Annotated in this window: 12 protein-coding genes; 11 read left to right on the forward strand and 1 reads right to left on the reverse strand. The window is 61.3% G+C overall.

What is annotated here, in order from left to right:
• The 7 genes from ACC569_RS10915 to ACC569_RS10945 form a co-directional block, all read left to right on the forward strand.
• Window positions 1–172 (forward strand): response regulator (locus ACC569_RS10915; RefSeq protein WP_372523572.1); only part of this gene is annotated, 172 nt, incomplete at its 5' end.
• A 60-nt stretch (window positions 173–232) separates the two neighbouring features.
• A complete protein-coding gene (locus ACC569_RS10920; protein WP_372523561.1) occupies window positions 233–595 on the forward strand; it encodes a response regulator in 363 nt (120 codons plus the stop codon).
• A gap of 2 nt (window positions 596–597) precedes the next feature.
• Window positions 598–1,140 carry a chemotaxis protein CheW gene (locus tag ACC569_RS10925; RefSeq protein ID WP_372523562.1) on the forward strand — a complete coding sequence of 181 codons (543 nt, stop codon included), beginning with the start codon at window positions 598–600 and terminating at the stop codon, window positions 1,138–1,140.
• 81 nt (window positions 1,141–1,221) lie between these two features.
• Entirely contained in the window at window positions 1,222–3,357 is a 2,136-nt protein-coding gene (locus ACC569_RS10930) for a methyl-accepting chemotaxis protein (protein WP_372523563.1), read from the forward strand.
• Window positions 3,358–3,593: 236 nt separating this feature from the next.
• Window positions 3,594–9,329 carry an Hpt domain-containing protein gene (locus ACC569_RS10935; RefSeq protein ID WP_372523564.1) on the forward strand — a complete coding sequence of 1,912 codons (5,736 nt, stop codon included), beginning with the start codon at window positions 3,594–3,596 and terminating at the stop codon, window positions 9,327–9,329.
• A 61-nt stretch (window positions 9,330–9,390) separates the two neighbouring features.
• Window positions 9,391–9,834, forward strand: coding sequence for a hypothetical protein (locus ACC569_RS10940; protein WP_372523565.1), 444 nt, complete (start codon window positions 9,391–9,393; stop codon window positions 9,832–9,834).
• Window positions 9,831–10,292, forward strand: a complete 462-nt coding sequence (locus ACC569_RS10945) for a chemotaxis protein CheW (protein WP_372523566.1) — start codon at window positions 9,831–9,833, stop codon at window positions 10,290–10,292. The genes ACC569_RS10940 and ACC569_RS10945 overlap by 4 nt, the downstream gene beginning before the upstream one ends.
• Window positions 10,293–10,295: 3 nt before the next feature.
• Here ACC569_RS10945 and ACC569_RS10950 read toward each other — a convergent pair whose 3' ends face one another.
• The gene (locus tag ACC569_RS10950; protein WP_372523567.1) at window positions 10,296–11,642 is read right to left on the reverse strand and encodes an adenosylmethionine--8-amino-7-oxononanoate transaminase; all 1,347 of its coding nucleotides are present in this window, start codon (window positions 11,640–11,642) and stop codon (window positions 10,296–10,298) included.
• A gap of 63 nt (window positions 11,643–11,705) precedes the next feature.
• On the opposite strand from ACC569_RS10950, the gene ACC569_RS10955 reads away from it, so the two are divergent.
• From ACC569_RS10955 to tkt, 4 genes are all read left to right on the forward strand, one after another.
• Window positions 11,706–12,260: a thioredoxin family protein gene (locus ACC569_RS10955; protein WP_372523568.1), complete on the forward strand. Its 555-nt coding sequence runs from the start codon at window positions 11,706–11,708 to the stop codon at window positions 12,258–12,260.
• Between the two features lie 70 nt (window positions 12,261–12,330).
• Window positions 12,331–12,744, forward strand: coding sequence for a hypothetical protein (locus ACC569_RS10960; RefSeq protein ID WP_372523569.1), 414 nt, complete (start codon window positions 12,331–12,333; stop codon window positions 12,742–12,744).
• On the forward strand, window positions 12,744–13,559 hold the full coding sequence (locus ACC569_RS10965) for an inositol monophosphatase (protein ID WP_372523570.1): 816 nt from the start codon (window positions 12,744–12,746) through the stop codon (window positions 13,557–13,559). The genes ACC569_RS10960 and ACC569_RS10965 overlap by 1 nt, the downstream gene beginning before the upstream one ends.
• Window positions 13,560–13,918: 359 nt before the next feature.
• Window positions 13,919–15,525, forward strand: a 1,607-nt coding sequence (gene tkt / locus ACC569_RS10970; RefSeq protein ID WP_372523571.1) for a transketolase, incomplete at its 3' end; no start/stop codon positions are given.

Here is a 15,525-nt window from a genome sequence, read left to right on the forward strand (position 1 = left end):
CCAGCTGATCAAGAACAACAAGAAATTCCGGGACACGCCGGTCATCATGTTATCGAGCAAGGACGGGCTTTTCGATCGCGCCCGCGGGCGGATCGCCGGATCGGAAGAACACGTCAACAAGCCGTTCACCCAGGAAGAGCTTATAGACGTGATTAACAAGTATGTGCACTGATCGGGCCGGGTGCGTCCGACGGGCCAGAGATTTTAAAAACGAAACGCATGGAGCTGTCATATGGCCGTCAAAAAAGTATTGATCGTGGATGATTCGGCGACGGATACCCACCTGATGAGCGAGATGCTCAAGAAGAACGGGTACACGGTCGTGAGCGCGACCAGCGGGGAAGAAGGCATCGCCAAGGCGAAGCAGGAAAGGCCTGACCTGATTCTCATGGATATCGTGATGCCGGGTATGAGCGGTTTCGAAGCCACGCGCGCGATCACCAAGGATCCGGAAACCGCCAACATCCCGGTCATCGTCTGTTCGACCAAGGGCCAGGAAACCGACAAGGCCTGGGGCCTGCGCCAGGGCGCGAAAGATTACATCGTCAAGCCGGTTATCGAGAAGGTCTTGATGGAAAAGATCAGGACGCTCTAGTCATGACCAGGACCCAACAGGACCCGTTCGAACTTCTGCGCAAGATGCAGCAGGAAAGTCTGGAAAACGCCCCCGGACTACCGCAGGAAATCGAAGCCACGAAACTGTGGTCGGGAGTGGGTTTCCGGATCGGCGACATGATGCTGGTGACGCCGCTCGATCATGTGCTCGAGATTCTTCCGCCGCCGCCCGCGACGCTGGTTCCGGGCGTCAAATCCTGGCTCAAGGGCGTGGCCAATGTGCGCGGCAACCTGATCACGATCGTCGACCTGCCGGAGTATTTCGGCAAGCCGCCGGTTTTTCTCGATGAGAAAGCGCGCATGCTGATCATGAACGTACCCGGACTCAACGCCGGCGTGCTGGTCAATGAAGTGCTGGGCTTGCGGCATTTCGACGAAGAGCTGGAACGTCAGGATCTGTCCGGTCTGGACGACCCGGTCGTGGTCCAGCTGAATGGCGCTTTTTTGCGTGATAACGTGTTGTGGGGAGTGTTTGACATGAAATCGCTGGCGGAGAGTGATTCTTTCCGGCACGTCGCGGCCTGAATCGCGAAGCGAATGCCGGGGCGAGCCTGTTTGGATGAATGTATAACGGTGACATATCTCAGATGAGATGAGGTGGACAGTATGGCGAGGAAAAAATCAACGAAGGATGGCATGATCGATCAACCCTCCGAGGACATCATCGATCTTTCGGATGGAACGCCAGGGGCAACGTCAGACGAGTTTGTCGATGTCGGCAAACCGGCTGCGTCACTGCTGTCAGGCGGCATCATGAATATGTTTTCCGGCCTGCCGTTCCTCCTGGGCGGTCTGGTCCTCGCCATGATCGCCATGATCTGGTTGTTGGTCCTGAACGCCCAGCGGTCCGAACGCGAATCTAAATATATCGAGCAATCTTCGCAGTTGTTGATGTTGTCGCAGCGATTGGCGAAAGACGCGCGCGAAACGGTATTGGGCCAGCCAACCGCCTTCCGTACCCTCAAGGAATCGCGCGACCGGTTTGACAGCATCGTGACCTCGCTGCGCGACGGAAATCCCGACCTGGGAGTAGCGTCGAGCCCGCCGGAGATTGCCGACAACCAGCTGAAGGAAATCATCAAGATGTGGTCGCCGAAGCCGAACGAAGGCTTGCGCGGGCAGGTGGACCAGATTCTTTCGCTGGAGAAATCACTCTTCAACATGCACGACTCGGTGATGGCGATCAATCAGATGAGTCCGATGCTGTTGACGGCTTCCGACGAAATTGTCGAGCTCGGCGCCAAGGCCGGCATGAAGCAGGACCAGCTTTATCTCGCGAGCCGTCAGGGCATGCTCTCTCAGCGTATCGCCAAGGACGTCAATCTCTTCTCGCAGGGCGGTAACGAAGCCGCGGTGGCCGCCGCCGAATTCGGCAAGGACGCCAAGCTCTTCAAGGAGACTGACGAAAAGCTGCGTAAGACAGCGCCGCCGAGCGTGCGCCCCAAGCTCGATGAATCGGCCGCCATCTTCGGCGAGATCAACAACCACGTCGAAGGTATTCTGGGCAATGCCGCGGAATTGTTCGTCTCCCAGCGCGCGAGCCAGACGGTATTCGACCAGTCCGACCCGTTGCTTAAGAAGTCGAGGGATCTGGTCGACGCCTACTCCAAGTTGGCGGAGCAACGCACCGGTGTGCGCAACGCGATCTTCATCGCCGGATTCGCTTCCGTACTCTTCCTGTTCCTGCTGGCCCGCAAGCTGGTCGTGGACGCCAGTGACCGCGCGCACCAGAGCTCCGAGCAGAACCGCCAGAGCCAGGACGCGATTCTGAAACTGCTCGATGAAATGGGCGACCTCGCCGACGGTGACCTCACGATTCAGCCGGAGGTGACCGAACAGATCACGGGCGCGATCGCGGACTCGATCAACTACGCGGTACGTGAAATGCGCAACCTGGTTGTGCGCATCAAGAACGCCGCGCAGCAGGTGGCCGTGGCTTCCGAGCACTCGCGCCAAACGGCGACCGAGCTGACCGAAGCCGCGTTGCGGCAAGCGGCACAGATCACCGAGGCGACCGGCAAAATGGTGGCCATGGCGCGTTCAATGGAAGACATGTCGAAGAGCGCCGAACGCTCCGCCGAAGTGGCGCAAGGTTCGGTGGCGACCGCCAAGCGCGGTGCCGCGGCGGTGCAGGACACGATCAAGGGCATGGACGAAATGCGCGAGCAGATCCAGGAAACCGCCAAACGCATCAAGCGTCTGGGCGAATCCTCGCAGCAGATCGGTGAAATTGTGGAACTCATCAATGACATCGCCGAGCAGACGAACATCCTTTCGCTGAACGCCGCTATTCAGGCAGCCATGGCCGGAGAGGCAGGCCGTGGCTTTGCGGTGGTCGCGGACGAAGTTCAACGACTCGCGGAGCGTTCGGCCGAGGCGACCAAACAGATTGCCGACCTGGTGAAGACCATTCAGGCTGACACCAACGAAGCGGTGGCCTCGATGGAACAGGCGACCAACGGCGTGGTGCAGGCCACGCGGCTGGCCGATGCCGCCGGACAGGCGCTGGGCGAAATCGAATCGGTGTCCGAGCAGCTGTCGAGCCTGATTGTGAATATCGCGCGCGACGCGCAGCGACAATCACAAACGGCGACCGACGTTTCGGGAAGCATGGCCAAGATTCAGGAAACGACCACGCTGACCTCTTCGGGCAGCCGGCAGACGGCGGAAGCCATCGGAAAACTCTCCGATCTGGCGCGCGAGCTGCAGGCCTCCGTGGCGGGTTTCAAGCTGCCTGCGTAACGTCGCGGCATTCCGCCGCACCGATCTCCCTCCTCCCTCCCTTGAGGGGGCGAGGGGGAGGGAGAAGGGAAGGGTGAGGCAGGTGTGTGTTTCCCCACCCCTTGTTTATTCCCGCCCGGGGCGCACATGAATCGTGTGCGCCCGTTCGGCGGGGGAAAGGTCCACCGGACCTTTCCCTTTCTCCGCCTCACCCCCCGTGAAGGGGAAGGGGGATTGGAAAGAGGTTTTATTTACGGATGAGTACGCACAGCAAAATTGACCTGAGCACGCTCGGTTGGGTCAAGACCGAGATCGACGAGACGCTGAAACAAGCGCGTCTCGCGCTCGAGTCGTTCGCCGAAAATCCCTCCGACAAGACGCGCCTGCGCTTTTGCGTGACTCACCTGCATCAAGTGGTGGGTACGCTGCTCATGGTCGAACTCGACGGCGCGGCCATGCTGGCCAAGGAAACCGAGGCGCTGGCCGAAGCGGTCATCAACGACAAGGCTGTGCCCGATTCGAAGGTTTTCGACGTCCTGACGCGCGGTATTCTCACGCTCCCGGATTATCTGGCACGGCTGCAATACGGCCAGTTGGACGTCCCGCTCAAGCATATAACGCTGATCAACGAGTTGCGCGCCGCATATAATGCCCCGCCCATCTCGGAACTCGAACTTTTCTCGCCCGACCTCACGGTACGTCCACCACCCGCCGCCCAACCGGCGGAGAAACTGGCGGAGTCTGAATACCGCGATTTTGCCAAACAATTGCGCGGCACATTCCAGCCCGCATTACTCGATTGGTTGCGCGATACGTCGAGCAAACAACCGCTGCGACTCATCATGGACGTCTTCGAACAGTTGCAGGCCAAAGCGGGAATCGCCGTGCTCGAGCAGCTGTTCTGGGCCGCCGCCGGCCTGCTCGAGGCGCTGATCGACGACGGACTGGAGGTGACGGCCGAGCGCAAGAAACTTTTCGCGCGTCTTGACCAGCAGATCAAGAAGATCATCGACGGCGCGGAAAAGTCGGTACTACGCCATTCCTCCGAATCTCTCACCAACGCCATCCTGTGGGACGTTGCGCACGCGAAATCCACGGGACCCAAGGTCACGCAGCTGAACCAGGCGTTCGAGCTCGAATTTCTGTTGACCGGCGGTGTCGCCGAGGTTCCCGCGACGGGCGACCTGCCGACGCCCGAAGCGTTGCAGTCGGTATCGACGGCGCTCGGCAAGGAGATCGAGGCGGCGCAGGACCTGATGTCCACCTTTTTCGATCCGGAAAGCCGTGGCACGGTGTCGCTCGAACCGTTGCTCGAATCGTTCCACAAGATGTCCGGCACGCTCGACATGCTCAACGTGCCGCTACTGAAGGCGCTGGTGGACGAACTGTCGCAGGTCTGCCGTGCCATCCTCGACAACCGGATCGCCAATCCCGAAACGGTCTCGATGTCCATGGCCGAGGCCCTGCTCATGATTGAGAGCAGCACCCGCGACATCAGCCGTTCGGCCCCCGAATGGAAGAAGCAGATCGAGGAGGCCACTCACCGGCTGCACGCGTTGCACTCACCGGACGATGCCAGGGAAGCGCCCGTGGTCGAGGGACTTGAAGTTTCGGATGGCGAGCTCACGGAATCCGATTACAAGCAATTGCTGAACGTGGTGGCCGGCGAGGTGAGCGTCAACTTGGGCCGCATCGAGGAGGCGCTCGAAGGTTTTGCCGCCGACACCACGCACGTACAGGCGCTGGACGATGCTCCGCAGTTGCTTTCGCAGATTCTGGGTGCGATGCAGATTCTGGGACAGGCGCGCGCCGCCGATCTGGTGGAGGCGACGAAGCAGTACATCGAAAATATACGGACCGGCGCCCTGATCGTTGACAGTGCCATCATGGATGGGCTGGCCGTGTGTGTCGGCACGATCGGCGCCTTTATCGAGGGCTTGCGCGCCGACCGGCCGAATCTGGAGACGCTGATCGACGCGGCTTTCAAGGAGATGGACACGGCCTTGGGCAGCGGTCACGGCAAGCAGCGCGACCCGGCCCTGCTCATCGACGGTGTGCGTCTGAGTCTCGAGTCCTGGCTCGATGATCCCGAAAACGAGGCAGCGCGCGAAACACTCGGCCAGCAGCTCGAGGAGCTCACCCAGCTGGCCCGAACGCAGGGGCAGGAAAAGATCGCGAGGATCGGCGATGAAATGAACCACCTGCTCGAACTGGTCACGGAAGATCCAACGCGGATGTCCGAAGAGATCGTGGATACCCTGAAGCAGTCGTTTACGGCCATGTCGGTGTTGGCCGGCCGGCGCATGACCTTGCGCACCACGTCCCCGGTTACGCCGACCCCCGCGGCGGTCGAACCCGAGCCCGATGCATCCGTGCACGCGGCGAGCATACCTGTCACCCGCGATACTCTCGAAGAGGTTGTGCCGGCGCGCGTTCCCACACCTCCCTCGGCGAAACCCCCGACACGCGCTGTGGTCGATGAGGAATTCGATGCCGAGATCATGGAGATATTCGTCGAGGATGCACGCGACGTGCTCGAAAACATCAAAAATAAATTCAGTGTCTGGCGCGAGGACACCGAAAATCAGAATGCCCTGACTGAACTGCGCCGCGGCTACCACACGCTCAAGGGCAGTGGGCGCATGGTGGGTGCCTCCGAGGTAGCGGAACTGTCCTGGGCCGTGGAGAACGTGCTCAACAGGGTGCGCGAGGCCAAGATCGTTCCTTCTCCGGCGATCATCGAGCTATTGGAGCAGATGCTGAAGGTACTTCCGCGCATGATCGATGTTCTCGCGGGCGGACCGCCGCACGGCATCGATGTCGAAGCGCTGCGCGAGACGGCGCATGCCCTGGCACAACCGGGCGCTGCCTCAGCCACGACGATTCCTGCGTCGAAGACAACGGCACCGGTGGGCGCGCCGGTGCCCGTCGTCGAGACCGGGGACTTGCCCAGACTCGAACCCACCTTACTTGAAATCTTCACTACCGAAGCGCAGGGAAATCTCGCCAATATCCGGCAGCAAATCGCCGCCTGCCGCGAGGCCGGCGGATCGTGCTTCGTGTCGGATATCTTTTACCGTGCCGTGCACACGCTGCAGGGCAATGCCCGTTCGCTGGGTCTCGAGGTGATGTCCGAGCCCTGCGCGGAAATTGAAAAGTTGTTGCACGCGCTCAAGAGCGAAAACATTCCATTGACCGAGAGGTATCTGGATCTGGCAACCCGTTTCGAAATCGCGGTCTCCGATCTGGTTGAGCGCATGAACAGCGGCGCGATTTCCTCCGGCGATCTGCGACGGCGTTTCGCCGGCCTTTCACACGACCTGCGCGCGGAAAGTGCCCATCTGGTGCGAACGGATTCCGCCTTTGAAACCTCCGCGCCGACCGCGGAGTACGTCCCCGAGGTCGAGGTTGAAACGCCGCCGGAAACGCCGGCGCCAGACGAGTCATTGGAAAAAGAGCCGACCGCGGAAGCGGCCGCCTTTGTGCCCGAACCCGTAGCGCGGGTCGAATCCGTGGTGCCTGCTCCACCGCCATCCCCGGCACCGACCGCTGCTACCGCTCCGGCGGCGCCAGTGCCGCCGGCAGCGGCCGAGCAGATCGATCCCGAGCTGCTGGAAATTTTCCAGGAAGAGGCGACGGATATTCTCGGCAGCATCGAAGAAGCGCTGGCCCGCTGGCGCAGCCGTCCGGATGATCTGGTACTGGTGCAGGATCTGAAGCGCTCGCTGCATACGCTCAAAGGCGGCGCACGCATGGCCGGCGCGATGGCCATGGGCCATTTGAGTCACAACACCGAAACCCTGCTCAAGAACATCGAAGACGGTCAAGTGTCCGCCAACGGCGAGTTGTTCGATCTGCTCGACGAAGCCCACGACATGCTGGTGACCATGCTCGATCACGCCCAAAGCGGCAGGCCCGTACCGGACGTCCATGACCTGAATGCCAAATTGCTGGCGCTGTCCTCCGGCCAGCCCGAATCGGACGTTCCCGACGTCACTACACCAGCGCCGTTTTTCAGCGCGCCTCGGGAGACGCCGGTGGCAGAGCCGGCGCCAGCCGTTGTGTCCGCCATCGAAGCGACGGTCCCGGCGTTAACGGCGGCGGAGATCGAAGAGCGCCGCGAGCTTCAGGAAGCCGAAGAGAAGCAGTGGCCGGAGAAAATGGAGCGCCGCGGTCAGGTGCGTGTCAACACCAGCTTGTTGAACGAACTCGTCAATTACGCGGGCGAGGTGAGCATCTCGCGCTCGCGCATGGAACAGCAGATTTATAGCGTGCGTGACAATCTTTCCGAACTGTCGCGCAACATCATTCGCTTCCGTGAGCAGATCCGCGAACTCGAAATCCAGTCCGAATCGCAAATTCTCTATCGCATGGAACACGAGGCGGTTGCCGAAGGTCGTGAAGCCGATTTCGATCCGCTGGAGTTCGACCGTTTCAGCCGCCTGCAGCAGTTGTCGCGATCGCTCACGGAAAGCGTGCACGACTTGGGGACCATCCAGAACAACCTGGGCAACTTTGTCGGCGAGGCCGAATCGGTGTTGCAGCAACAGGCGCGCATCAACACCGAATTGCAGGAAGGCCTGATGCGCACGCGCATGGTGAGTTTTTCGACGCAGGCCGCGCGCCTGCGGCACATCGTGCGCCAGACCTCGCGCGAGCTGGGCAAACGTGTGGAACTCAATCTGGAAAACGCCGAAGTGGAGGTTGACCGCAATGTGCTCGAGCGCATGATCGGGCCGTTCGAGCACATGATCCGCAACAGCATCGACCATGGAATCGAATCCGAGGACGTGCGCCGCCAGAAAGGCAAGCCGCCACACGGACGCATCAACATCGCTTCTTCGCAAGAGGGAACCGAAGTCATTATCCGGTTCTCCGATGATGGGATGGGATTGAATATCGAGGCGATCCGTACCAAGGCGATCGAACGCGGGCTGATGTCTGCCGACGCCAATCTGACGGAGGAGGAATTGATTCAGTTCATCCTCATGTCCGGATTTTCCACGGCGGAGAAAATCACGCATGTCTCCGGCCGCGGCGTCGGCATGGACGTGGTGCACAGCGAAGTAAAGCAGTTGGGCGGCAGCATGTCGGTGGACACCGAGCGCGGTGTGGGCACGACGTTCATCATCCGCCTGCCCCTGACGCTTTCCATCACGCAGGCGCTGATGGCCTACGTGGGCGACCAGCTTTTCGCGCTCCCACTCGGCTCGGTGGTGAACATCATCGAATTTCCCATCGAAAAGATCGCCGGTCTCTCGCTCGGCAGCAATCCGCTGCTTTCCCATAACGAGCAGGTGTATCCGTACATGCATCTCGGCCAGCGTTTGGGAATTCCCTCGACGCCGCGCAACGGCAAAAAAGTGCCGATACTGATCGCGCGTACCGGAACACGCGAAGTCGCCATCCAGGTCGATGGCCTGGGCGGCACGCGCGAAGTCGTGATCAAATCCATCGGACCGCAGCTTTCCGCGCTCAAGGGGCTTGCCGGCGCCACTATCCTCGGCGACGGACGGGTCGTGCTGATCCTGGATATTCCCGGCCTGTGGTTCCGCGAGGATGTCATCTATTTCGAGCACCGGCCGGAAGGCAAGGTGGCGCAGGAGGTCCGCGCGCGGCCGGTCGTCATGGTGGTGGACGATTCGCTTACCGTGCGCAAGATCACGAGCAAACACCTGCAGAAGCGCGGCATCGACGTTCTGGTCGCCAAAGACGGCATCGACGCCGTCGAACAGTTGCGCGACCACGTGCCCGACGTGATGCTCGTCGATATCGAAATGCCGCGCATGGACGGTTACGAGCTGACGACACGCGTGCGTTCCGACGAAAACCTGAAGCACATCCCGATCATCATGATTACCTCGCGCGCCGGCACCAAGCACCGGCAGAAGGCCTTCGATCTGGGCGTGGACATGTACATGAGCAAGCCCTATCAAGAGGACGAGTTGTACAAGAACATCGATACCCTGCTGGCGAAGGGCAGGGCGCCGTGAACCGTCTCCATGGGTTTACGCAATGGCGTGGATCGCCGCCGGTGTTCGGAAATAAACGACCGTGACCGATCCCAATCAGTATCTGCGCCTGCAGCTCGGCGATACCAGTTTCCTGCTGCCGAGCAGCTCCGGTTTCACCATCGAGCAGCGCGAAAACCTGATCACCAATAAATCCCCCGAGGGCAATGTCGCGGCGTGGCGCGTGGTGCAGGCCACGCGGCTCCCGGCCTATTGTCTCGACGCCGCCCTGCGCGTGACCCGGCAGCACCTTTGGCACCGTGCGGTGTTTCTGGATACGCTGCCGCAGGCGGTGGGGCTGACGGTAGACGAGGTTCAGCTGCTGCCGCGCGCCGAGACCGTGATTTCGCCCTTCATGCCCCTGGGGCTCCCGCCCACGCGTCTGGGGCATCTGTTTTCCGGAGCCTGGGTGACAGGCCATCGCGCGCTGCTGGTTTTCGAGCCGAAGGCCCTGGCCGCTTATCTGCAAAGCCTGGGGGAGGAATGAAAAAACCGCGTGCGGGTCCACGTCTGCATTCGCTCGAAGTGCCGCTGGATGGAATGACGCTGATCGTTCCCAGCGCGGCGGTGGCGGAGGTCATCAATCCGCTGACGCTGGCGCCGGTGCCCTTCTGCCAGCCGTGGCTGAAGGGCGTCATGGGCTGGCGCACGCTCGCGGTGCCGGTTATTTCCTTTGAAGCGCTGGTTGGCATGGTGGAGCCGGCCAGTTCCGCGGCCGGCAAGATCGTCATCTTTTATCCGCTCGGCGGACGCAAGGACTGGGAATTTTTCGCCATGTTCGCCACGGGCGAACCGCGGCCACAGACGCTGAACCACAGCGAGCCGGTTGCCACCGGTTCGGAATTGCCCGACCTGCCCTGTATCGCGGCGGGCCTCAAGGTGGGCGGCAAGTTGATGCTCATCCCGGACTTGGATGAGATGAAGAAGCTGTTTTATCCGGCCTGAGTATCAGGCGGTGGCGCGATTAATCCCCTCCCGCGCCACACTTGCCAGCAGATCGATTTCCTCCGGTTTGATCACGTACGGCGGCATGAAGTAGATCACGTCGCCGAGCGGCCGCAGCAGCGCGCCATGTTCGAGCGCATAGCGGTATACCGATAAGCCGCGCCGCTCCTGCCACGGATAGGGCGCGCGGGTTTTTTTCTCCCGCACCATTTCGATCGCGAGAATCATCCCGGTCTGCCGTACCTCGGCAACGTGCGGGTGGTCGGCCAACGGCGCCACCGCGCGCGCCATGTGCGCCGCGAGTTCCCGGTTGCGGTTGATTACATTGTCGTCGCGAAAAATATCGAGCGTGGCCAGCGCCGCACGGCACGCGAGCGGGTTGCCGGTGTAGCTGTGCGAATGCAGGAATGCCTTTTGCGATGCATAGTCGGCGTAGAAGGCGTCGTAGACGTTGCCGGTGGTCAAGCATACCGACAGCGGCAAGTAGCCGCCGGTGAGGCCCTTGCCAAGGCACAGGAAATCCGGAGCGATGGCCGCCTGTTCGCAGGCAAACAGGGTGCCGGTGCGCCCGAAGCCCACGGCGATTTCATCCGCGATCAGATGCACGTGATATTTGTCGCATGCCTGCCGCAGCAGCTTGAGATAAACCGGATCGTACATGCGCATCGATCCGGCGCATTGCACCAGCGGTTCCACCACCACGGCGCATGCTTCACCGGCATGGCGCGCCAGCGCCGCCTCCATTTCGGCAAACGCGCGCGTCGAATAATCGGCCCAGGATTCACCGGGCTCGCGGTGATAACAATCCGGGGATTTGACGGTGATCGCCTCGAGCAGCAGCGGACGGTAGGTTTCCTTATATAAGGCCACGTCGCCCACCGCCAGCGCCCCCAGCGTTTCGCCGTGGTAGCTGTTGGCGAGACTTATGAAGCGCGTGCGTTTTTTTTCGCCGCGGTTGTGCCAGTAATGAAAACTCATCTTGAGCGCGATTTCGACGGCCGCGGAGCCGCTGTCCGCGTAGAAGCAGCGGGTGAGTCCCCGCGGTGCAATCTGCGTCAGTCTTTCAGAGAGCTGTACGACCGGTTCGTGCGTGAAACCCGCGAGGATCACGTGTTCGAGATTTTGCAGCTGATCGGCGACGGCGGCGTTGATGCGCGGGTTGGCGTGGCCGAACAGGTTGACCCACCACGAACTGATGGCGTCGAGATAGCGTTTGCCGTCGAAGTCCTCGAGCCACACGCCCTGACCGCGGCGAATCGGGATGAGCGGCAGCGTTTCATGGTCATGCATCTGCGTGCACGGATGCCACAGCACCCGCAGGTCACGTTGCGTCAGGGAGTTGTTATCCATAAACTGGATGATGATACAGGGCGGGTTGCCTCGTGTTAATGAAGGTTTTGCGGAGAAATTGTCATGGCGCGTACTGAAACCCCGGTGTGTGACTTCGGCCGGCCGGCTCCGGACTTTCGCCTGAAGGGGGTGGACGGGAAAACCTGGACGCTGAACGAGGTTCGCGGAAAGAGCGGCTTGCTGGTGATGTTCATCTGTAATCACTGCCCCTACGTCAAGGCCGTGCGTGACCGCCTCATTCGCGATGCGCGCGAGCTGAAAGACCACGGCATAAACTCGGTGGCGATCATGTCCAACGACCCCACGGATTATGCCGAAGACTCCTTCGACAACATGAAAAAGGTGGCGCAAGAACTCAAGTTCCCGTTTCCCTATCTGTATGACGAGTCCCAGGACGTGGCCAAGGCCTATGGTGCGGTGTGCACGCCGGATTTCTTCGGCTACAACAAGGATTTGAAACTCCAGTACCGCGGACGGCTGGATGAATCACGCAAAGAGCCGGCGCCGAACGCCCGGCGCGATCTGTTTGAGGCGATGAAGCAGGTGGCGCAGGCCGGGCAGGGGCCGAAGGACCAGATTCCGAGCATGGGCTGCTCCATTAAATGGAAAAATGAATGAATGGACAGGATTATTTCGGGATTGAGATTTTGATTCTCAATTCTGTTAGTCCTGTGAATCCTGTCGAACAATGATCGTCGAGGAAACCTTCTACCGTCCGCCCGAGCTGTCCCGCGAACCGCGCACGCTGCCGGCCGAGACCTACAACCTCGCGCACCTGCTGCTGAAACGGGCGGCCACCGGCTGCCTGTTCGTGCCACTGCGCGGCATGCAGTTTCTCGCGGTGCTGGACGCGGAGGAGTTTATCTTCGTGGACCGGGAAGGCCGGCGGATGATCGAACTCGCCTGGCAGCACTTTGCACCGCAGGCGCGCCGCGCCCTCGATGAACCGGTTTCCTATGAAGCGGTGTATTACTCGCCGGCGGGCGCGGAGGTCATGCGCCGCGCGCAGGGCGAATTCCACAAGGCCTTGCGCGAGGTTGAGCAGAAAACCGTGCTCCACACCCCCGCGCGCGTGATCAAGCTGGCCAGCGGGAGCCATTGATGCCGCCGTCTCTGGAAAAATTGCGGGACATCGTGCGCACAGCGGCGCGCGATGAACTATTGCCGCGGTTTGCCGATGTCATCCGCCACGTCAAGCATGACGGCAGCATGGTGACCGAAGCCGACGTGGCCATGCAGCAGCGACTGAAGTCGGATCTCGCGCGCCACTGGCCGGAATACGATTTTCTGGGCGAGGAGATGGCGGGGCACGAACATGAGCAACTCACGGGCACCACGGGCAAGGGGCTGTGGTGCGTGGACCCTCTCGACGGCACCAGCAATTTTGCCACCGGTATTCCTTATTTCGCCGTGTCGCTGGCGCTGCTCATCGACGGTAAGCAGGAACTCGCCCTGGTTTACGATCCGGTGCGCGACGAATGTTTCATGGCGCGCCGCGGGGAAGGCGCGTGGCTCAACGATATCGTGCTCGGCGCGCATGAGCCGATCCCGCCGGAGGCGATACGCCGTTGCATTGCCTGCGTGGATTTCAAGCGCCTCGCTCCCCTGCTCGCCGCCCGATTGGGTGCGCAGCCGCCCTACGGTTCGCAGCGCAATTTCGGGGCGAGCAGCCTCGAGTGGTGCTGGCTGGCGGACGGGCGCTTTCATCTCTACCTGCACGGCGGCCAGAAACTGTGGGATTACGCCGGCGGCAGCCTGATCCTGGCGGAGGCCGGCGGCTATGCCTGCACGCTGGAGGGTGAAACGGCGTTCAGCTACGGTCTCGCGCCGCGTTCGGTGGTGGCCGCGGCGACGCCGGCGCTGTTTTCGGAATGGAAGGCCTGGATCGACCGGAACCGCGCGCCAGACCAAACCTGATTCCGGTGGGACTTCCCTGGTAATAGTCAGGTGCCCGTTTATCCCACAAAGTCTTGTTTATGGGCGGATAACGGATTGCGGGAGGACGTTCGGCTTGCCCTAAAACCGGGTGTGAGCGAAAATGCGCGCGGTTTAACGAGCCTCTAACCAGGGCGGATTGCCGAGCCGTACAGAAGGGAAACGGCAATCCCAGAAGACAAGAATCATCAGGCATAAACGGTTTCCGTTCTCTTTGGCGACTGACCAAGCAAATTCGCCAAGGGGGTTTTTGTTATTGGCCAGCCCGCGCAAAGATGGCCGCGGACCGGATAGCCGCCGGTTTCGGGTTCTGACGGTTTTCAAGCATTGAGGATTAATCCATGACAGCAAAAATCCACGCCCACAAGGCGGGCGAAGGCAAGGCATTAACCAATCGGCGCGAGCTGGCGAACGCCATCCGCGCGCTCGCAATGGACGCGGTGCAGAAGGCTAACTCCGGACATCCCGGGGCGCCCATGGGCATGGCCGACATCGCCGAGGTGCTGTGGAACGATTTCCTCAGGCACAACCCAAGCAACCCGAAGTGGATGGATCGCGACCGTTTCGTCCTGTCCAACGGTCACGGCTCGATGCTGCTCTATTCGTTGCTGCATCTCACCGGCTACGACCTGCCGATGGAGGAGCTCAAGAACTTCCGCCAGTTGCATTCCAAGACCCCTGGCCATCCGGAGTACGGCTATGCCCCGGGCATCGAGACCACCACCGGTCCGCTCGGCCAGGGCATCACCAATGCCGTGGGCATGGCGCTCGCCGAGAAGGTGCTGGCCGGCCAGTTCAACCGTGACGGGCATCACATCGTCGATCACTATACTTATGTATTCCTCGGCGACGGCTGCCTGATGGAAGGCATCTCGCACGAGTCCTGCTCGCTCGCCGGCACCCTCGGGCTCGGCAAACTGATCGCGTTTTACGACGACAACGGCATCTCGATCGACGGTCACGTCGAGGGCTGGTTCACCGACAACACCCCGAAGCGTTTCGAGGCCTACGGCTGGCACGTGCTGCGCGACGTCGACGGCCATGACCCCGAGGCCATCAGAAGGGCGATCCTCGAGGCGCGCTCGGTCAACGACAAGCCGTCGATGATCTGCTGCAAGACCGTGATCGGCTACGGTGCGCCCAACCTGTGCGGTTCGCACGACTGCCACGGCGCGCCGCTCGGCGTCGACGAGATCAAGGCTACGCGCGATAACCTCGGTTGGAAGTACGAGCCGTTCGTGATCCCGCAGGAGATTTATGCCGGCTGGGATGCCAAGCCCAAGGGCGCCGCGGCCGAGAAGCACTGGAACGACAAGTTTGCCGCCTACCGGAAGGAGTTTCCGGACCTGGCCGCCGAGTTCGAGCGGCGCATGAAGGGTGAGCTGCCGAAGGACTGGAGCACCAAGACGGAAGAATTCATCAAGGCCGTGGACGCCAAGGCCGAGACCATCGCCTCGCGCAAGGCCTCGCAGAACGCGCTGAACGGTTACGGTCCGGTGTTGCCGGAATTCCTGGGCGGCTCGGCCGACCTGGCCGGTTCCAATCTCACGATCTGGAAGGGCTCGAAAGGCGTGAGCAACACCGTGTCCGACGGCAACTATATCTATTATGGTGTGCGCGAGTTCGGCATGTCGGCGATGATGAACGGCATCGCCCTGCACGGCGGCTTCATCCCCTACGGCGCCACGTTCCTGATGTTCTCCGAGTACGCGCGCAACGCGCTGCGCATGGCGGCGCTCATGAAGATCCGTTCGATTTTCGTCTACACCCATGACTCCATCGGCCTCGGCGAAGACGGCCCGACCCACCAGGCGGTCGAACAGACCGCGACCTTGCGCCTGATTCCGAACATGTCGGTATGGCGTCCGTGCGACGCGGTGGAATCGGCGGTGTGCTGGAAGTTTGCCATCGAGCGCAAGCAGGGCCCGACGATCCTGATCTTCTCGCG

Origin of the sequence: Sulfuricaulis sp. (genome assembly GCF_041499725.1) — a bacterium.
Classification (GTDB): Bacteria; Pseudomonadota; Gammaproteobacteria; order Acidiferrobacterales; family Sulfurifustaceae; genus Sulfuricaulis.